The organism is Enterobacter cloacae complex sp. IR5401, from assembly GCF_049238425.1.
GTDB classification, from domain to species: domain Bacteria; phylum Pseudomonadota; class Gammaproteobacteria; order Enterobacterales; family Enterobacteriaceae; genus Enterobacter; species Enterobacter hormaechei_C.
On sequence record NZ_JBMKHN010000001.1, the window covers coordinates 519,148 to 537,227 of the forward strand.

Consider the following 18,080-nt stretch of genomic DNA (forward strand, 5'->3'; position numbering starts at 1 on the left):
TTAACGGCTCAGACGACGCATACGTTCGGAAGGGGTAATGATGTCGGTGATACGTACGCCGTATTTATCGGCCACCACCACCACTTCGCCTTGTGCAATCAGGTAGCCGTTGATCAGAATATCCAGCGGCTCACCCGCTAAACCGTCAAGCGCCACCACGGAACCCTGCGTCAGGCGCAGCAGCTCTTTAATGGTCATGCGGGTGCGACCCAGCTCAACGGTGAGCTTGACCGGAATGTCCATAATCAGGTCGATGTCCTGCAACGTGCCGCTGACGTCGCCGCCGCCTAACTGCTGAAAGACCGCGTCTGCCGCGCTTTTCGTCGGCGTCGTTTTCTGCTCGTTTAACGCGTCAGCCCACAGATCGTCCAGTGCTCCGCTGTTTTCATCGGACGGATTGTTCATGTCACTCATTTGGGCTGTTCCTCATTCAGCGAATTCAAAATCGGGTTGATCAAGTGCTCAACGCGTAACGCATACTGGCCGTTAATCGTGCCGTACTGGCTTGTCAGCACGGGTACGCCATCCACATGGGCAATAATGCGGTCGGGTTTATCTATCGGCAAAACGTCGCCGGGTTGTAATTTCAGGATCTGCGATAACCGCATGGAGATGTCGGCAAAGTTGGCTACCAGCTCCAGCTGCGAGTGCTGCACCTGACGCACCAGGTTCTCACGCCAGTTCTGATCTTCGTGACGTGAGTTCTCCAGCGGCGGGTTCACTAGCAGTTCGCGCAGCGGTTCAATCATGCTGAACGGCAGGCAGATGTTGAACTCACCCGTCAGGTTGCCGATCTCGACGTGGAACGGGGTATTCACGACGATGTCATTCGGGGAGGTGGTGATGTTGGTAAATTTCACCTGCATCTCGGAACGCACGTACTCCACTTCCAGCGGGTTAATCGCTTTCCACGCGTCGCTGTAGGATTCCAGCGCCAGCTTCAGCATGCGGTTAATCACGCGCTGTTCGGTATGGGTAAACTCCCGGCCTTCCACTTTGGTCGGGAAACGGCCATCGCCACCGAACAGGTTGTCCACTGCGATGAACACCAGGCTTGGCGAGAACACCACCAGGCCGGTACCGCGCAGCGGTTTCAGATGGATCAGGTTAAGGTTGGTTGGCACCGGCAGGTTGCGGGCAAACTCATGATACGGCTGAATGCGGATGGCACCGACGGTGATATCCGGGCTACGACGCAGCAGGTTAAACAGCCCCATACGGAACTGACGTGCGAAACGTTCGTTGATGATCTCCAGCGCCTGTAAACGCTCGCGCACCACGCGACGCTGGGTATTGGGATCGTAGGGACGAATATTATCGTCGCCGGTCAGACCCGGTTTCGGTTCGTCACTCTTATCGCTGTCGCCGTTGAGCAGCGCATCGATTTCTGCCTGAGAAAGAATACTGTCGCCCATGTCGTTACCGCAGAATGAAGGCTGTATACAGAACGTCAGTGACTTCCTGCTTAGGTTGGCCGTTTACCAGCGGGGTCGCCAGCGTCTGTTTGATGGCATCGACCAGCTTTTGCTTGCCCACATCGGTGGCGAGCGCGGAGGCATCCTGACGAGAAAACAGCAGCAGCAGACGGCTACGCACTTCTGGCAGGTAGTCGTTCAGACGTGCACGGGTCGCTTCATCTTTCAGACGCAGCGTAATACCCACGTAAAGCACGCGATCCGCATCGCCCAGGTTCACGGTGAACGTATCCAGCGGGTAGAAGACCGGCGCCGGTGGAGGCGGCGCTTCAGCTTTGGCGGCCGCGCTGGAGGGTTCCTGCTGCATACGCCAGTAACTGTAGCCTGCGGTGGCGCAGGCCGCGAGGGTAATCAACACCAGCAGCGGGATCCAGATGGAACGCTTGCTTTTTTTGGTGATAGCGGAGTCTGTCATCTGATACGAGCTTCCTGTTTCGGTACAGCTTAATACGGTGATTATCCCGTGTCCGGCTTAGGTCAAAGCGTGGAAAAGACGGGGATAATCACGTTACCTCTGGCGTTTAGGCAAAGATGTCTACGGCACGGCTGCCGCGCGCGGCGGATTGCAGGGCGGCAGGGGCAGGCAATAACTCTTCACTCTCATCGTTAAACCCGCCATGCTGGCCGGAACGCGAAGCGTGCTGTTGCTGCCCGGATGAGGACTGCTGCTGCCCGGCAAAGCCCTCGCTGCTGACGCTGCTTTGGGAAAGCTGAATGCCGTTTTCCGCAAGCTGCGTGCGCAGGATCGGCAGGGCCGCTTCCAGCGCCGCGCGAACGTGGCTGTGGGGCGAAACCATCTGCAACTGTGCCTGGTTGTCATCCAGCTTAAGCGAAATTTGCACCTGACCCAGATCTTCCGGGTGCAGACGCAGCTCTGCGGTCTGCTGTCCCTGTCTGGTGAACAGGGTGATGTGCTGGCTCAGATTCTGCTGCCATTCGTGCGTGCCCAGCGGCTGGCTTAACACCGGCGCTGTCGCAACTGTAGCGGCAGGCTGTGAAGGCGCCAGGTGACTGACGATCGGGGCCAGCGTCGCGGTTGGGCTGGCGGCAGGCGATGCCGCGCTCGCTACGTCCTGCTTCTCCGCGACGGCGGCGACGGCTGGCGTAACGGCTGCCGTGGCGGGCAGCGAGGTGTCGCTGTCCTGAACCGGCATTTTTTCCTGACCCGTTAACGCATGGCTAAGCGGCTGATGCTGGCCGTTATCCGTCTGGGCTAGCGCAGAGGGGAGGGCGGCACGGGGGGCGATCTCCCCGGTGCTCGCAGGCTGCGTCGCTACCGGGGTGGTGGTCTGCTGGTGCGGTAACATCGCCATCAGCGCGCTTAACCCGGCCAGCTCCTCTTCTTCAGTCGTGGTCTCGCCGTTTGTTTTCGCCTCCGGCTGGGTTAGCGCCTTCAGCGCATCCGTATTCGCGGCGGGTTTTTGGGCGGAGACGAGGCTTTGCAGGGAGACGGCGGTATCTTCATCAGTTAGAGTCTCCTGACGGGAGAGCAGTTCGGCGATTTTGGCCTGGAGCGTGGTATCACCGTTTTTTTCCTTTGCCGCTGTCGAGAGCTTGCTGCCCGCCGCTTTCAGATCCGCCAGCGTCAGCGGGGCATCTTTGCCTTTGCCAGTGGTCTCGGTCAGCGCGCCCGCCAGCAGAGAGAGAAAATCTTGCGCGCCCTCAGCGCCTTTCCCGGCAAGCGTGCCGCCGGACGGGTCGCTGTCGGTCATCAGCAGTTGTTGCAGTGTGATCATTCAGGTTTCCTCATTGATGCGCGCTGGGCAAACTCATCCATTTTTTTCTGATCCAGACGGTTTTCCGCCAGGGTCGAGGCTGCAATCTGCCGGTCCTGTAGGGTTTGCCAGGCCTGCAACCGCTGTTTTTTCTCGCGCCAGAAATTCAGCGCGGTATCGACTTTTTGCGTCCACTGGTTAAGCTGCTGGCGATGCTGCTCAATCGCCTTTTCCAGCGTCTGGATAAACTGCTGATAGTTAATCCAGCGCTGGCTACCAATGCCCTGCGTCATGTCGGTGTTAAGGTTGGTGCGATATTCATGCTGATAGTCGATTAACATCTTCAACTGTTCTTCAGCCTGCTGGCACCCGCGTCGCATTGCGCCAAGCTGCAATGCGGCATCATCAACTTCTTTTTCAGCCAGATCTTTCAGCGTTGATAACGCGCTGTTCTGCGCCATGACCTTCGCCCTCCACCTGTGTTACACCTGCGGGAAAATCAGCTCCAGTGCCTGGAGGGAATCTTCCCAGTCGGCGCGTTCAAAAATACCCTGTTGCAGAAATGCCTCCAGCTGCGGCCAGAGGGCAATCGCTTTATCGAGCATCGGGTCGCTGCCTTTGGCGTACGCCCCGACGCTTACCAGATCGCGGTTGCGCTGGAAGCTGGAGAGCAGTTGTTTGAAGTTACGCACGCGGGCGTAGTGTTGCTCGGTGATCAAGGCCGTCATCGCACGGCTGATCGACGCTTCAATATCAATCGCCGGGTAGTGCCCGGCTTCGGCCAGACGGCGCGACAGCACGATATGGCCGTCGAGGATCGCGCGCGCGGAGTCGGCAATCGGGTCCTGCTGGTCATCACCTTCGGTCAGTACCGTATAGAACGCGGTGATGGAGCCGCCGCCGCTGATGCCGTTCCCCGCGCGCTCAACCAACGCCGGGAGCTTGGCGAAGACCGACGGCGGGTAGCCTTTGGTCGCGGGCGGCTCGCCGATGGCCAGCGCAATCTCACGCTGCGCCATCGCGTAGCGGGTCAGGGAGTCCATAATCAGCAGCACGTGCTGGCCCCGGTCGCGGAAATCTTCCGCAATACGCGTGGCGTAGGCGGCACCCTGCATACGCAGCAGCGGCGACACGTCCGCAGGCGCGGCGATCACCACCGAGCGGGCGCGGCCCTCCGTACCCAGAATGTTTTCGATGAAATCTTTGACTTCGCGACCACGCTCACCAATCAGGCCAACGACGATCACGTCAGCCTGGGTATAACGCGCCATCATGCCGAGCAGGACCGATTTACCCACGCCGGAACCGGCAAACAGCCCCATACGCTGGCCGCGTCCCACGGTGAGCAGGGCGTTAATCGGCCGCACGCCGGTATCCAGTACGTGCTCGATTGGCGTGCGTTGCAGCGGGTTGAAGGGTTGGGTGATCAGCGCGCCGGTTTCGGTGGTATCAGGAGAGGGCAGGCCATCGAGCGGTTTGCCGCTTCCGTCCAGGACGCGGCCCAGCAGCGCCGGACCGAGCGGGAGCTGTTTGCCGCTTTGCAGGCCGTCACCGCTAATGTTTTTCGCGTAGACGCGGGCGCCGGGCAAAATCCCTTCCACTTCTTCAAGGGGCATCAGAAACAGGCGCTGACCGTTGAACCCGACCACTTCGCTTTCCACTTCACGCGTGTCGCCCCCGTCCTGACGCTCAATCACGCAGGTGGCGCCGAGCGGAAGTTGCAGCCCCGTGGCTTCCAGAACCAGACCGGTGGCGCGCGTCAGGCGTCCATAACGACGAACGGATGGCAGCTGCGCCATCTTCGTTTCAAAATTATCAAGCGTGTTAAGCCAGCGCGTAAGGCGAGCGGTCATCAGACGACTCCCGGTGCCGCCAGGCGGCACAGTTCCTGCCAGCGGGTCGCGACGCTGGCATCCAGATCGCCCTCATCCGCCGAGACCTTACAGCCTCCATGATGAAGTGACGGATCGCCGCGCAGCCGCCAGCCGTGCAGGCTCAGCGTCGCGCCGAGGCTCTCTTCCACGCGCTGCAAATCATCAGGATGCACGCGCAGCTGCGGTTTGCCGCTGAACAGCGGCTCCTGCTGGAGCAGGGCCTGGATCTGCTTAATCAGCGCGGCGTTATCCACTATCGGCGTCTGGCCGATCACCTGACGGGCCGCCTCCAGCGCCATCTGCATCAGGCGCGCGGCAATCACGCTGTCGAGCGCATCCAGCGTGTGCTGAAACTCGCTCACCAGTTGCTGCATGCGGGCATGTAGCGGCGCCTGCTGCTGGCGCGCCTGCTCGATGCCCTGCTCTAAACCTTTCGCCAGCCCTTCCTGATAACCCTGTGCGTGCCCGGTCTGACGGCCTTCGTTCATCCCTGCATTGAAGCCCTGTTCGTGCGCCTGCATTTGCATCTGGGCCAGCAACTGGGCGCGCTGTTCCTCTTCACTCAGCTCGGGTTCGCCCGCCCCGGCGTCGCCCTCGTCGGACGACACAACGGCAGGGGTGAACTCTGCGCTGGGAGGGGAGAGGTCGTCAGGCGTCCAGCGCTTCCACGACAGTTCATCAGACATAGGTGTCGTCTCCGCTGCCAATCACCATCTCGCCGGTTTCGGCCAGTCGACGAACAATAAGCAGGATCGCTTTCTGTTCGTTTTCCACCTGAGACAGACGTACCGGGCCACGGTTGGCCAGGTCGTCGCGCAGGATATCGGCCGCACGCTGGGACATGTTGCGCAGGAACTTCTCGCGCAGCGGCTGCTCGGCGCCTTTGAGGGCGATAAGCAGCGATTCGGAGTCCACCTCCTGGAGCAGGCGCTGGATGCTGCGGTCGTCCACTTCGACCAGGTTTTCGAACAGGAACATCTCATCGATAATTTTCTGCGCCAGCTCGCCGTCGAACTCGCGTACCGCCGTAATAACCGCCTCTTCCTGCTGCGTTTTCATCAGGTTGATGATTTCCGCTGCCGTTCTCACGCCGCCCATTTTGCTGCGCTTGAGGTTCTGGCCGTCGAGCAGGTTGTTCAGCACTTCGGTCAGCTCCGCCAGCGCGGCTGGCTGGACGCCGCCGAAGGTGGCGATACGCAGCATCACGTCGTGGCGCAGGCGCTCGTCGAACAGCGCAAGAATATCGGCCGCCTGGCCCCGTTTGAGGTGGACCAGAATGGTGGCGATAATCTGCGGGTGCTCGTCGCGAATAAGATCGGCGGCGCTTTGCGGCTCCATAAAGTTGAGCGTTTCGATCCCACTGGCGGTGTCGCGCGTTTCGAGAATATCTTCCAGCAGGCTGGCGGCGCGCTCTTCGCCCAGCGCCTTAACCAGCACGGAGCGCAGGTATTCGTTGGCGTTGACGTTGAGGGCGGCAAACTGCTCGGCTTCCTGCTCAAACTCCGCCAGCACCTCGGTCAGCTGCTTGTTAGAGATCTGGCGCACGTTGGCCATCGCCGCGCTGAGGATCTGCACTTCTCGCTGGGAGAGGTGTTTAAACACCTCCGCCGCGCGATCTTCCCCAATGGTCATCAGCAGGATGACGCTCTTATCGGTGCCTGTAAGCGTATTACTCATGTTCGTTACCCATCCAACCGCGGATGACCAGCGCGACGACGCGCGGATCGTTATCTGACATTTCGCGAATGCGCTGGCTCATCACCTCTGCGCCCATGCGCTGGTTAGCACGACGCTGCTGCATCTGTTCATCTTTGCTGAGACGAACTTCAACCGCTTCTTCCTCGTCCGGACGCGCGTTCTTCTGTTCCAGCGCGGCTTTCTCGGCTTCAGCACGACGCTGTAGCTGAGGACGAACGCCCTTACGCCACAGCAGCCACGCGACAATCAGCACCAGCAGCCAGCGGCCTGCGGACATCAGCTGATCGAAGAACGCCTGCTGTTGCCAGAACGGCAGTTCGCCACCGGTCTCATCCACCGGGTTGAACGGTGAGTTCACAACGTTGAGGGTATCGCCACGTTTTTCAGAGAAGCCCATCGCTTCGCGGGTCAAATCTTCGATCTGCTTCATCTGCTCCGCCGTGAGCGGCAGCGGTTTACCGTCCGGCAGCGTTTTGTAGTTCACCACCACGGCAACAGAGAGACGCTGAATATCGCCCGTGTTCAGTTTGGTATGGCGGATGGTCCGGTCGACTTCGTAGTTGGTCGTTTCGTTACGGCTGCTGTTACGCGGGCCGGCACTGTTCGCAGTCGAGGTCGTCTGCTGATTCGTTTGCTGACCGTTCTGCGGGTTTGCCGGCGGGGTGGAGATTGGCGCGGCGTTGGCAGGCGCAGGCTGGTTAGAGAGCGCGCCCGGCACACCGCCAGGATACTGGCCGCCGACCTGTTCCGACTCATTGATCTGACGCGAGCGTAACACGGCGCGGGAGGCATCCCCGTTCGGAGCGTACTGCTCTTCGGTCTGTTCTTTATTCGAGAAATCAATCTGCGCGGTGACCTGCGCGTGCACATTGCTGCTGCCGACCACCGGGCCCAGAATCGCTTCAATGCGACGCTGAAGACGGCCTTCCACGTCGGCGGCGTATTTCAGCTGGGCGTCGTTGAGATCGCGCCCGGCGGTGTTGGACTGCGTCAGCAGATGACCGCTCTGATCCACCAGCGTGACGTTACCTGGCGGCAGACCGGCCACCGCGCTGGAGACCAGGTGCGTGACGGCGCTGATCTGCCCTTCATCCAGCGCACGGGCAGGTTCGAGGTTAACGGTCACAGAGGCAGAAGGGGACTTTTGTTCGCGGACAAACAGGGACGGCTTAGGCATCGCCAGGTGCACACGGGCACTTTTCACCGGGCCTAAGGTTTCAATCGTACGGGCCAGCTCACCTTCCAGCGCGCGCTGGTAGTTAACCTGCTCGCTGAACTGACTGATGCCGAATTTTTCCTGATCCAGCAGCTCAAACCCAACCGCGCCGCCTTTCGGCAGCCCCTGCTGGGCGAGACGCAGGCGAAGCTCGTGCACTTTATCTGCCGGTACTTCAAGCGCACCACCGTTATCGGCAAAGCGATACGGGATGTTCATCTGGGTTAACTGGGTGACGATGGCACCGCCATCCTGGTCGGAAAGGTTGCTGTAGAGCGTGCGGTAATCCGGGCTTTTTGCCCATAAGACCATCGCGACAACGATCGCAATGGCGGCAGCGCCTGCCACAATCAACGGGATCTTAGGGTTGGCGCGAAGGCGGTTCATCCACTCGAGTGATTTATTCTGTGGCGCTGTCGATGCTGCTGTCGCACTCATTGCGCACCTCTTAAATCCTGGTGGTTTACGTTATTCGTGTAGAGAAACAAAACTGACTCCCGGGTCGGCAAACACGACAAAAGTTCCATACTGATGGCCCTGCCATTATTTGATGATTCGGGATTTTCTATGCGTCAAATAACCTGGTTTTTTAACGCTATTTACCGCCATTATCTTATTGACAAGCTGTTAGTCTTGACCTCGTAAAAAACCATCCAGGGGAGAGTCATGGCTATACAGGGCATTGAAGGGGTACTCAGTCAGTTACAGGCAACGGCGATGACCGCCCGTAATCAGAGCGTGGCTGACCAGCCGCCGGGCGTCAGTTTCGCCGGTCAACTGCATGCGGCGCTGGACCGGATCAGCGACAAGCAAAACGCGGCCCGTACCCAGGCTGAGAGATTTACCCTTGGCGAACCCGGCGTGGCGCTCAACGATGTGATGGCCGATCTGCAAAAAGCGTCGGTGTCATTGCAGATGGGGTTGCAGGTGCGTAATAAGCTGGTGTCGGCATACCAGGACGTGATGGGGATGCAGGTGTAAACCTTCCAATCTTACGCTGGCAGCCTGATGGCTTTAATGCCACAATATTTTTTTCTTCGCATGCAGGAAAGATGATGAAAAAAGTAGCAATTGTGGCTGCAATGCTGACGTTAGCGGGATGCGTTCAGGTCGAAAACTATCAGGAAGTGGTTAAGCATCCGGCACCTTCGCATCTGGCAGGTTACTGGCAGTCGAAAGGGCCGCAGAGCGCGATGGTGAGCCCGGAGGCGATTGCCACGCTGGTGGTGACGCCAGAGGGTGATACCCTGGATTGCCGTCAGTGGCAGCGCGTTATCGCGGTGCCGGGTAAGATCATGCTGCGTTCAGATGATTATTATAACGTGACCGAAAAACGAGACGTCTATCCGCTCGATCGTGATGGGGCGGCGCTGGAGTATGACGGCATGGAACTGTACAAGGTTGACCGCCCAACGGTGGAATGCGCAGATTACCTGAGCAAGAATCCGCTGGAGAGTAAGCTTCCGTAACTTTTAACCCGAAGCAAAAAACTTGTTTGAGAACGACTGAAGGCTTTCAGCGATGCTCTGGTCCGGCTGTAAATCGCTGAGGCGTTTCCTGTAGGCCGGGGCGAGGCGCAGGGATGCGCCGAGAGGGCGGGCTTTACAGGGATGTTACCTCCGCCCGTCCCCGATAAGCCGGAAGGAATAAGCCGAAGGCACCGCGAAGCGGCGATTTTCCGCCGGAAGCCCGGGTCGCCAGGGTGGTGGCGACTGAGCCACCCTGGCACGTTCACCGGCCATGTCGTGACAGAGTAGCAAGGAACATAACGTGAACGGAATGACCACCAGAGCCGTATGTTCCCCCTCACCCCAGCCCTCTCCCTCAAGGGAGAGGGGGCCGTCTGTGCAGACATTATTTTGTGAGGATGGCGTACGCTTCGGGAGCGGGTCCGCAGACCGCACTGTTCCAGCACTACAGCGCGTCCTCAATCACCCAGACGCTGACGCTTCCCCCGTTACAGAAGAACGTCCCTTCGCCATCCGCCGCCGTGGTCACGGTTTCCTCGCGGTTGCCTAAAAAATCACGCCAGGTCTTGTTGCCGTAATTCTCCCCGAGGCAGATCGTCTTCTCGCCGTCATCGCCATTCGACAGCACCACAACACAGCCCGGGTGTTCCTCAGTCCCGCTGCGGCTGAACGCAATACAGTTTGGATGATCGAAAAACAACGTCTGCACGCCGTGGGCAAAACGCTGCCGGGCGAGGATAAGCTCGTGGAGCTGTTCAATCACCGGCATATCGATGTGATACGTCTCGCCATCCCCGCCGGTGTCGTCATAGCTGGCGCCAAAAAGATCCGGGTAGAACACGCTCGGCACGCCGTTTTCACGCAGCAGGATGAGCGCGTAGGCCAGCGGTTTGAACCAGGCTTCAACCGGGGCTTCCAGCGCCTGCAAGGGTTGGGTGTCGTGGTTGGCAACCAGCGTCACGGCATGGAACGGATCGGCTTCCACCAGCGTACCGGTGAAAATCTGGCTCATATCGTAGTCGCGTCCCTGGCGTGAGGCTTCGTGAAATTTCATTTGCAGTGGCGCATCAAACAGCATGGTTTTGCCGTCCACCTGATTGATGTAGTGCTGCAATTTATCCACTTCGTGTGACCAGTATTCCGCCACGATAAACAGCTGCTGCGGGGCCACCTCCTGGACGTGCTCAATCCACTCTTTATAGAACCAGGCCGGGATGTGTTTTACCGCGTCAAGGCGGAAGCCGTCGCAGTGAGTTTGCTCCATCACCCAGCGCGCCCAGTATTTGATCTCCTCCGTTACCGCATGGTTGCGAAAATCAATATTTTCACCCATCAGGTAATCGAAATTGCCCATCTCATCGTCGACCTGATCGTTCCAGCCTTCGCCGGTGTAGTCGTTCACGATTTTGAAGATACCGTCCTCATTGGGGTTTTCAATGTGGTCGATACCGCTAAAGCATTTGTAATCCCAGATGAACTGCGAATACTGGCCGGCCCGAGCGGGGAAGGTGTAGCGCGTCCAGGCTTCACATTCGATGATCTCATCGCTGATTTGGGTGCGATCCTGCGCATCCACGCGCTGCACGCGGACGGGTTCCTTCTCATCGGCCCCCATTTTGTGGTTGACCACCACGTCCAGAAGCACCGCAATCTGGTTACTTTTTAAGGCGTTGATGGCCTCCAGCAACTGGGCTTTATCGCCGTATTTGGTGGCGACGCTGCCTTTCTGGTCAAACTCACCGAGGTCGAAAAGGTCATAAGAGTCATACCCGACGGAATAGCCGCCGGATGCCCCTTTGTAGGCCGGCGGTAACCAGACCATATTGATGCCGATTTCGTTCAGATTGGGGGCTAATGCCGTGACTTCTCGCCACAGTTCACCGCCGGTGGGGTAGTACCAGTGAAAACATTGTAAAAGTGTTGGGTTGCGCATGCACCATCTCCATGAGGTCGCGAAACTCAAGTATGGAGCAGGTTTGGCAGAAATGCCTGGCGAACGAAACGGTTAACGTTTGCCCGCCAGTTAAATGGCTAATTGATATCGCTATTACTTTGCGGAACCAGGACATGACCGCCCTGGTTACCGTAGGTGGAGAGAACGGTTTTCTGGATGGAAGATTGCCCGACCAGCTTCGCCAGCTCATCCATTCTGGCTTGCAGCAACGTTTTTACCTGGCCTTCGTTGTCCAGGATCACCCGCAGCGTCGGGCGAAGCTGCTCCTGAATCTGCGTCGAAGGTTCACTTTCCTGAGTGAGACGAGCCAGTGAGTGCACCGCATTAACATAGTCGGTTTCACAGATGATCAGATCATCCCATAGTCCCTGCCGGGCCAGTCGCAACATCAACTGGCTCTGCTCAAGGAGTTGCTGATAAAGGGCATAAAGTTGCGGTGCGTTACTCATTAGACGGCGTCCTGGACAAGAGTTGGTATACCTGCTGCCTCCTTCCAGCCATCCGCAATATTGCGCAGTAAATTTTCCACCTCTTCGATGGCACTGGCATCATTGCGAAGGTTGGCCTGAAGCAGGCGACGAACCATATAGGCATAGAGAGCGATCAGGTTTTGTGTTAACTCGTCTTTACTCTCTTCATCCAATCCGACCTTCAGGCCATTTTCGATGATATTAATCGCTTTGGAGAGCGCCAGCCCTTTTGCCTGGATATTACCGTCTGCAAGGAACAGACGTGCCCGTACCAGTGCGCTGAGGGCTCCATCAAATAGCATGATAACCAGCTGCTGCTGGCTGGCGCTCATCACCGCGCTTTCAACTTCTATCTTTGCGTAGGCTTGCGTGCCTTTTGCGCCGTACATGTTATCCCCCTAGTGTCTGATTAGCGTTTACTACTTGTTGCTGGACGTATTTTCGAACTGCTGCGTCAGGTAACTGCTGGTAGAGTTCAGCGAGTTCATCATGACGTCTAATTGCGTAAACTGTTCTTTATACCGCGCTACCATGGTGTCGATACGCTCGCTGGCCGCGTTATATTGCTTAGTTAAATTGTTCAGGGTTTTACTGACGCCATCTTTGGCAGCCTGAATGATGCCGGTGCTGGAGAGCCAACCTGTAAGGTTTGTTCCAACGGTGGTGGTGATACCGGATGTTTTCCCGTCACCGATCAGCAGGTCTTTGATACCAGCCGCGCTGTTTTTCATTGCCGCGCTAAGCTTGTCATCATCCACTTCCAGTTTACCGGTGCTTGGGTCGGTAGTGATGCCAGCTTGAGCAAGGGTCTTGATATTGGAACTGGTGTGAGGGTTATTCAGCACGCTTCTCAACTGAGTCTGAATAGTGCGTAGCGTACTGTCGCCTAATAACGCGCCGTTGCTGGTATTCTGAGCGTCTGAACCCGCGTCCACAGCAGTATATTTTGTGAGGCTGCTGAAAGTATCTTGCAGGGAGTTATACGCCGTCACCCAGTCGTTTATCGCTTTGGTCGCTTTAGTGTTATCGGTAGTGATCGTTAAGGTCTGATTACCGGTTGTCACGTCGTTCAGGTTGAGAGTGATATCTTCCAGCGCATCACTGATTGTATTGCTGCTGTTTTCAATATCAACGTTATTAACTTTCAATAGCGCATTTTGGGCCGTAACGCTTTCCATCATGCCGTTAGCGGTATCTGCGCTATTACCGTTGTAGCCCATGAAGGACTGAAGTGCCGTATCGCCGCTGACACTAATAGTCATGGCATTGTCTTTACCGGTATCTTTCGACGTAATGGACAGACGATACTCACCATTACCGACGTTAATAATACTGGCACTTACGCCAGCATCCGCTTTGTTGATCGCATCTCGGATACCACTCAGAGATGAGTTTTCCGCACTGATATTAATAGTGGCAGGTTTCTTGTCACCACCTTGCTGAATGGTGATGGTGCTGTCCGCTGTCGCAATCGCCGTTTTATTATCACTTTGCGTTTTAGCTGTTGTCAGGGTTTGCGCCTGCGCAAGCTGCGATACGTTAATGGTGTATTTACCCGCAATCGCGCTGCCGCTGGTTGTGGCACTGAAGGCTGTGCTGCTGCTGGCGGTGGTAGTCGCTGTAAACAGATCGGCTTTGCTAAGTGCAGTATTTGCCGTCTGGAAGGATTCCAATGCACTTTTCAGCGTGCCGTAGGCACTAAGTTTTGCTGTATAGGAAGTTTGCTGCTTAGAGATCGGCGTCAGCTGTGCTTTTTGTGCAGCGGTCAGACTGTCCAGAATGTCGCCTAACTGCAAACCTGATCCGACTCCCAACGTAGAAATACTTGCCATATTTATTCCTTAATGTAACGACACGTAGAACGAATAGTGGGGTTATCGGCCTCAACTCAGGAAAGTTTACGGTTAGATTCTTTTTTTTAATGGCGAGAATAGCGCTAATAGAGAAGAGTATTTCTGTGGCTAAAAAAATGATGCGATCCTGAAAAAAAATCTAAAGGTTGTTTTGGACCAGACGATAACACCTTTGACGGCGATGAAGCCGAAGGGTGGAAACCCAAATCTAATCCACAGATTTGATGAACAACAGGAAACGAAATCATGGCACAAGTCATTAATACCAACAGCCTCTCGCTGATCACTCAGAACAACATCAACAAGAACCAGTCTTCAATGTCTACTGCCATTGAGCGTCTGTCATCCGGTCTGCGTATCAACAGCGCAAAAGATGACGCAGCAGGCCAGGCGATTGCTAACCGCTTCACCTCCAACATCAAAGGTCTGACTCAGGCTGCACGTAACGCTAACGACGGCATCTCTGTTGCACAGACTACTGAAGGCGCACTGTCTGAAATCAACAACAACTTACAGCGTATTCGTGAGCTGACCGTTCAGTCTTCTACTGGTACTAACTCTAAGTCTGATCTGGACTCAATTCAGGATGAAATCAAATCCCGTCTGGACGAAATTGACCGCGTGTCTGGTCAGACTCAGTTTAACGGTGTTAATGTGCTGGCTAAAGACGGTTCCATGAAAATTCAGGTTGGAGCGAACGATGGCCAGACCATCACTATCGACCTGAAACAAATCGACTCTAAAACTCTTGGTCTGACCGGTTTTAACGTTAATGGTCAGGGCTCTGTGGCAAACACTGCTGCTACCAAGGATGAACTGGCAGCGGCAGCAGCTACAGCAGGTACAACACCATCCACCGATGCTGCCGGTGTAACCAAATACACTGTAGACGCAGGTCTGAATAAAGCCACTGCTGCAAACGTATTTGCAAATCTGTCTGATGGTGCAATTGTCGATGCCACAATTTCTAATGGTTTTGGGACAGCGACAGCGACTAACTATACCTACAACAAAGCAACAAATGATTTCAGCTTCGGGGCGACCATCGCTGCTGGTGCGGCAGCTGGTGACAGCAATAGCGCTGCACTGCAATCCTTCCTGACGCCGAAAGCAGGGGATACTGCTAACCTGAGCGTTAAGATTGGTGGTACTTCTGTTGATGTTGTGCTGGCGAGTGATGGTAAAATTACTGCTAAAGATGGTTCAGCACTGTTTATCGATTCAACAGGTAACTTGACTCAAAACAGCGCCGGTACAGTTGCCGCGGCAACGCTTGATGGTCTGACTAAAAACCATGACGCTACAGGTGCAGTGGGTGTTTCAATTACTACGGCTGATGGCGCAACTATCGCTCTGGCGGGTTCTGCTGACGCAGCAACAGGTTCTCAATCAGGTACAATTACACTGAGCAACGTTCGTATCAGCGCTGATGCTCTGCAATCCGCTGCTAAAGGTACTGCTCTCAATATAGATAATGACGCTGATGGTACTGACGATATTTCTATTAGCGCAACTGGCGTTGTTACCACTGGGGGCGCGGCTACTTATACAGCGACTGATGGTACTCTGACTACTACCAATACCGTTGATTACTTCCTGCAAACTGATGGCAGCGTGACCAATGGTTCTGGAAAAGCTGTTTACACTGACGCAGCAGGTAAATTCACTACCGACGCAGCGACTAAAGCTGCTACTACTACCGATCCACTGAAAGCATTGGACGATGCTATCAGCTCCATCGATAAGTTCCGTTCTTCTTTAGGTGCCATCCAAAACCGCCTGGGTTCTGCTGTCACCAACCTGAACAACACCACCACCAACCTGTCTGAAGCGCAGTCCCGTATTCAGGACGCCGACTATGCGACCGAAGTGTCAAATATGTCTAAAGCGCAGATCATCCAGCAGGCCGGTAACTCCGTGTTGGCCAAGGCTAACCAGGTTCCTCAGCAGGTTCTGTCTCTGCTGCAAGGCTAATCGCCTGATTACGCTTAAACCCCGCTTCGGCGGGGTTTTTTCTGTCCGTATTTACGCGTAACCCCCCAAATAACCCCTCATTTCACCCACTATTCACCCGATTAAAACCCCTCCAGAATCGGATAATCATGCCGATAACTCAACTAACGCAGGGCTGTTTATCGTGAATTCACTCTATACCGCTGAAGGTGTAATGGATAAACACTCGCTGTGGCAGCGTTATGTTCCGCTGGTGCGTCACGAAGCATTGCGCCTCCAGGTGCGTTTGCCGGCGAGCGTGGAACTGGACGATCTGCTACAGGCGGGCGGTATCGGGTTATTGAATGCAGTTGACCGGTACGACGCTCTGCAAGGAACGGCATTTACGACTTACGCAGTGCAGCGTATTCGTGGTGCGATGCTGGACGAGCTGCGCAGCCGCGACTGGGTGCCGCGCAGCGTTCGCCGCAACGCCCGCGAAGTGGCGCATGCGATGGGGCAGCTGGAACAGGAACTGGGGCGCAACGCGACGGAAACCGAAGTGGCGGAACGTCTGGGCATTCCTGTTGAAGAATATCGTCAGATGTTGCTCGATACCAATAACAGCCAACTCTTCTCTTATGATGAGTGGCGCGAAGAGCATGGCGATAGCATCGAACTGGTGACGGATGAACATCAGCAAGAAAACCCGTTACACCACTTACTGGAAGGGAATTTACGCCAGCGCGTGATGGAAGCGATTGAAGCTTTACCGGAACGTGAGCAACTGGTGTTAACCCTCTATTACCAGGAAGAGCTTAATCTCAAAGAGATTGGCGCTGTGCTGGAGGTGGGCGAGTCACGGGTGAGCCAGCTGCACAGCCAGGCCATTAAACGCCTGCGCACAAAACTGGGTAAGTTATAGGTGAGTCATTCGCCTTGGAAATGCCGCACAACGTATTGACAACCAGGAGTTATCATGACGGTGCAGCAATCTAAAAGACGGCCTTTAAGCCGCTACCTGAAAGACTTTAAACACAGCCAGACGCATTGCGCCCACTGTAAAAAATTACTCGACCGCATCACGCTGGTTCGTCGCGGTGAAATCGTGAATAAGATTGCGATTTCCCGCCTCGATACGCTGATGGATGAAGCCGCCTGGCTTGAAGAGCAAAAAGAGTGGGTAGCGCTTTGCCGTTTCTGTGGCGATCTCCATTGCAAAGAGCAAAGCGACTTCTTCGATATTATCGGCTTCAAGCAGTTCCTGTTTGAACAAACCGAGATGAGTCACGGCACCGTGCGTGAATACGTGGTTCGCCTGCGCCGCCTGGGTCAGCATTTGACCATGCAAAATATCTCCCGCGATCTGCTGACGACCGGATACCTGGATGAAAATCTGGAGCCCTGGCTGCCCGCCACCAGTACCAACAATTACCGCATCGCGCTGCGAAAGTATGCACAATATAAAGTCCAGATGCCGGGCGTCATAAAGCAGAAAGTCCGCGCCGGAACAACTTCTGATATATATTAAAAAAGAATAAGATGTAGCGCAGCCGCCTTTGACGTTGCAGGCGATTTCTCTACACTACTCAAAAATTCCACTGTATCGGAGTACTTATGAAATTAGCACTTCTGGGTCGTCAGGCGCTGATGGGGATGATGGCCGTTGCGCTGGTCGCGGGGATGAGCGTGAAAACGTTCGCGGCAGAGAATCTGCTCAACAAAGTTAAAGAGCGCGGCACGCTGCTGGTTGGGCTGGAAGGAACCTATCCTCCGTTCAGCTTCCAGGGTGACGACGGTAAACTGACCGGTTTTGAAGTGGAGTTTGCGCAGGAGCTGGCAAAACACCTCGGCGTTAAAGCCTCCCTGAAACCCACCAAATGGGATGGGATGCTGGCGTCACTGGATTCCAAACGTATTGACGTGGTGATTAACCAGGTAACCATTTCTGACGAACGTAAGAAGAAGTATGACTTCTCCACGCCGTACACCGTGTCCGGTATTCAGGCGCTGGTGAAGAAAGGTAACGAAGGCAGCATCAAGTCCGCAGCGGATCTGAAAGGTAAGAAAGTCGGCGTCGGTCTGGGCACCAACTACGAAGAGTGGCTGCGCCAGAACGTGCAGGGCGTGGACATCCGTACCTACGATGATGACCCGACGAAATACCAGGATCTGCGCGTAGGCCGTATTGACGCCATTCTGGTTGACCGCCTGGCAGCGCTGGATCTGGTGAAGAAAACCAACAATACCCTGGCTGTCGCTGGTGATGCGTTCTCCCGTCAGGAGTCCGGCGTGGCGGTGCGTAAGGGTAACGAGGAACTGCTGAAAGCCATCGATGGTGCCATTGCTGAGATGCAGAAAGACGGTAGCCTGAAGGCGCTTTCTGAGAAGTGGTTCGGCGCAGACGTGACGAAATAAGTCGCT

At 55.8% G+C, this 18,080-nt stretch carries 19 protein-coding genes; 6 read left to right on the plus strand and 13 right to left on the minus strand.

From position 1 onward, the window contains the following. The 9 genes from fliN to fliF all read right to left on the minus strand — a co-directional run bounded on the left by fliN (position 1) and on the right by fliF (position 8,416). Positions 1–414: a flagellar motor switch protein FliN gene (gene fliN / locus ACOTX1_RS02355; RefSeq protein ID WP_003859592.1), complete on the minus strand. Its 414-nt coding sequence runs from the start codon at positions 412–414 to the stop codon at positions 1–3. Then, positions 411–1,415 (minus strand): flagellar motor switch protein FliM, encoded by a 1,005-nt coding sequence (gene fliM, locus ACOTX1_RS02360; RefSeq protein WP_003859594.1) that lies wholly within the window; start codon positions 1,413–1,415, stop codon positions 411–413. The genes fliN and fliM overlap by 4 nt, the downstream gene beginning before the upstream one ends. A 4-nt stretch (positions 1,416–1,419) precedes the next feature. Beyond that, positions 1,420–1,890 carry a flagellar basal body-associated protein FliL gene (gene fliL, locus ACOTX1_RS02365; protein WP_003859598.1) on the minus strand — a complete coding sequence of 157 codons (471 nt, stop codon included), beginning with the start codon at positions 1,888–1,890 and terminating at the stop codon, positions 1,420–1,422. 106 nt (positions 1,891–1,996) lie between these two features. Further along, the gene (fliK, locus tag ACOTX1_RS02370; RefSeq protein ID WP_023314415.1) at positions 1,997–3,211 is read right to left on the minus strand and encodes a flagellar hook length control protein FliK; all 1,215 of its coding nucleotides are present in this window, start codon (positions 3,209–3,211) and stop codon (positions 1,997–1,999) included. Continuing rightward, the gene (gene fliJ / locus ACOTX1_RS02375; RefSeq protein ID WP_006811155.1) at positions 3,208–3,651 is read right to left on the minus strand and encodes a flagellar export protein FliJ; all 444 of its coding nucleotides are present in this window, start codon (positions 3,649–3,651) and stop codon (positions 3,208–3,210) included. Before fliJ ends, fliK begins: the two co-directional genes overlap by 4 nt. A 21-nt stretch (positions 3,652–3,672) precedes the next feature. Next, positions 3,673–5,043, minus strand: coding sequence for a flagellar protein export ATPase FliI (gene fliI, locus ACOTX1_RS02380; RefSeq protein ID WP_003859604.1), 1,371 nt, complete (start codon positions 5,041–5,043; stop codon positions 3,673–3,675). After that, positions 5,043–5,750: a flagellar assembly protein FliH gene (fliH, locus tag ACOTX1_RS02385; protein WP_023314414.1), complete on the minus strand. Its 708-nt coding sequence runs from the start codon at positions 5,748–5,750 to the stop codon at positions 5,043–5,045. The genes fliI and fliH overlap by 1 nt, the downstream gene beginning before the upstream one ends. Further along, on the minus strand, positions 5,743–6,741 hold the full coding sequence (gene fliG / locus ACOTX1_RS02390; RefSeq protein ID WP_003859608.1) for a flagellar motor switch protein FliG: 999 nt from the start codon (positions 6,739–6,741) through the stop codon (positions 5,743–5,745). Before fliG ends, fliH begins: the two co-directional genes overlap by 8 nt. Further along, positions 6,734–8,416: a flagellar basal-body MS-ring/collar protein FliF gene (fliF, locus tag ACOTX1_RS02395; protein WP_023314413.1), complete on the minus strand. Its 1,683-nt coding sequence runs from the start codon at positions 8,414–8,416 to the stop codon at positions 6,734–6,736. The genes fliG and fliF overlap by 8 nt, the downstream gene beginning before the upstream one ends. 228 nt (positions 8,417–8,644) lie before the next feature. Here fliF and fliE point away from each other — a divergent pair, with 228 nt between their 5' ends. After that, positions 8,645–8,959, plus strand: a complete 315-nt coding sequence (fliE, locus tag ACOTX1_RS02400; protein WP_032667237.1) for a flagellar hook-basal body complex protein FliE — start codon at positions 8,645–8,647, stop codon at positions 8,957–8,959. A gap of 74 nt (positions 8,960–9,033) precedes the next feature. Beyond that, entirely contained in the window at positions 9,034–9,447 is a 414-nt protein-coding gene (gene yedD, locus ACOTX1_RS02405; protein ID WP_022648547.1) for a lipoprotein YedD, read from the plus strand. Positions 9,448–9,892: 445 nt separating this feature from the next. Here yedD and amyA read toward each other — a convergent pair whose 3' ends face one another. The 4 genes from amyA to fliD form a co-directional block, all read right to left on the minus strand. Continuing rightward, positions 9,893–11,380: an alpha-amylase gene (amyA, locus tag ACOTX1_RS02410; protein ID WP_023314398.1), complete on the minus strand. Its 1,488-nt coding sequence runs from the start codon at positions 11,378–11,380 to the stop codon at positions 9,893–9,895. Positions 11,381–11,478: 98 nt separating this feature from the next. Beyond that, positions 11,479–11,850: a flagella biosynthesis regulatory protein FliT gene (fliT, locus tag ACOTX1_RS02415; RefSeq protein ID WP_003859615.1), complete on the minus strand. Its 372-nt coding sequence runs from the start codon at positions 11,848–11,850 to the stop codon at positions 11,479–11,481. After that, positions 11,850–12,260, minus strand: coding sequence for a flagellar export chaperone FliS (gene fliS, locus ACOTX1_RS02420; RefSeq protein ID WP_006811147.1), 411 nt, complete (start codon positions 12,258–12,260; stop codon positions 11,850–11,852). Before fliS ends, fliT begins: the two co-directional genes overlap by 1 nt. A gap of 30 nt (positions 12,261–12,290) precedes the next feature. Further along, positions 12,291–13,703: a flagellar filament capping protein FliD gene (gene fliD, locus ACOTX1_RS02425; protein WP_023314397.1), complete on the minus strand. Its 1,413-nt coding sequence runs from the start codon at positions 13,701–13,703 to the stop codon at positions 12,291–12,293. Positions 13,704–13,970: 267 nt separating this feature from the next. On the opposite strand from fliD, the gene ACOTX1_RS02430 reads away from it, so the two are divergent. From ACOTX1_RS02430 to tcyJ, 4 genes are all read left to right on the plus strand, one after another. Next, positions 13,971–15,698, plus strand: coding sequence for a FliC/FljB family flagellin (locus ACOTX1_RS02430; RefSeq protein WP_023314396.1), 1,728 nt, complete (start codon positions 13,971–13,973; stop codon positions 15,696–15,698). A 163-nt stretch (positions 15,699–15,861) separates the two neighbouring features. Further along, positions 15,862–16,581: an RNA polymerase sigma factor FliA gene (locus ACOTX1_RS02435; protein ID WP_003859623.1), complete on the plus strand. Its 720-nt coding sequence runs from the start codon at positions 15,862–15,864 to the stop codon at positions 16,579–16,581. Between the two features lie 54 nt (positions 16,582–16,635). Further along, positions 16,636–17,187 carry a flagella biosynthesis regulatory protein FliZ gene (gene fliZ / locus ACOTX1_RS02440; RefSeq protein WP_015570235.1) on the plus strand — a complete coding sequence of 184 codons (552 nt, stop codon included), beginning with the start codon at positions 16,636–16,638 and terminating at the stop codon, positions 17,185–17,187. Between the two features lie 86 nt (positions 17,188–17,273). Further along, positions 17,274–18,074: a cystine ABC transporter substrate-binding protein gene (gene tcyJ, locus ACOTX1_RS02445; protein ID WP_023314395.1), complete on the plus strand. Its 801-nt coding sequence runs from the start codon at positions 17,274–17,276 to the stop codon at positions 18,072–18,074. Positions 18,075–18,080: the final 6 nt, after the last annotated feature.

Excerpts from the sequence above, each read along its gene's own strand:
- fliG (WP_003859608.1), bottom strand. The coding sequence starts at position 6,741 with ATGAGTAATACGCTTACAGGCACCGATAAGAGCGTCATCCTGCTGATG.
- fliM (WP_003859594.1), bottom strand. The coding sequence starts at position 1,415 with ATGGGCGACAGTATTCTTTCTCAGGCAGAAATCGATGCGCTGCTCAAC.
- amyA (WP_023314398.1), bottom strand. The coding sequence starts at position 11,380 with ATGCGCAACCCAACACTTTTACAATGTTTTCACTGGTACTACCCCACC.
- fliH (WP_023314414.1), bottom strand. The coding sequence starts at position 5,750 with ATGTCTGATGAACTGTCGTGGAAGCGCTGGACGCCTGACGACCTCTCC.
- fliE (WP_032667237.1), top strand. The coding sequence starts at position 8,645 with ATGGCTATACAGGGCATTGAAGGGGTACTCAGTCAGTTACAGGCAACG.
- tcyJ (WP_023314395.1), top strand. The coding sequence starts at position 17,274 with ATGAAATTAGCACTTCTGGGTCGTCAGGCGCTGATGGGGATGATGGCC.
- fliD (WP_023314397.1), bottom strand. The coding sequence starts at position 13,703 with ATGGCAAGTATTTCTACGTTGGGAGTCGGATCAGGTTTGCAGTTAGGC.
- fliK (WP_023314415.1), bottom strand. The coding sequence starts at position 3,211 with ATGATCACACTGCAACAACTGCTGATGACCGACAGCGACCCGTCCGGC.
- yedD (WP_022648547.1), top strand. The coding sequence starts at position 9,034 with ATGAAAAAAGTAGCAATTGTGGCTGCAATGCTGACGTTAGCGGGATGC.
- fliJ (WP_006811155.1), bottom strand. The coding sequence starts at position 3,651 with ATGGCGCAGAACAGCGCGTTATCAACGCTGAAAGATCTGGCTGAAAAA.
- fliI (WP_003859604.1), bottom strand. The coding sequence starts at position 5,043 with ATGACCGCTCGCCTTACGCGCTGGCTTAACACGCTTGATAATTTTGAA.
- fliL (WP_003859598.1), bottom strand. The coding sequence starts at position 1,890 with ATGACAGACTCCGCTATCACCAAAAAAAGCAAGCGTTCCATCTGGATC.
- fliF (WP_023314413.1), bottom strand. The coding sequence starts at position 8,416 with ATGAGTGCGACAGCAGCATCGACAGCGCCACAGAATAAATCACTCGAG.
- fliZ (WP_015570235.1), top strand. The coding sequence starts at position 16,636 with ATGACGGTGCAGCAATCTAAAAGACGGCCTTTAAGCCGCTACCTGAAA.
- fliN (WP_003859592.1), bottom strand. The coding sequence starts at position 414 with ATGAGTGACATGAACAATCCGTCCGATGAAAACAGCGGAGCACTGGAC.
- fliT (WP_003859615.1), bottom strand. The coding sequence starts at position 11,850 with ATGAGTAACGCACCGCAACTTTATGCCCTTTATCAGCAACTCCTTGAG.
- ACOTX1_RS02430 (WP_023314396.1), top strand. The coding sequence starts at position 13,971 with ATGGCACAAGTCATTAATACCAACAGCCTCTCGCTGATCACTCAGAAC.
- fliS (WP_006811147.1), bottom strand. The coding sequence starts at position 12,260 with ATGTACGGCGCAAAAGGCACGCAAGCCTACGCAAAGATAGAAGTTGAA.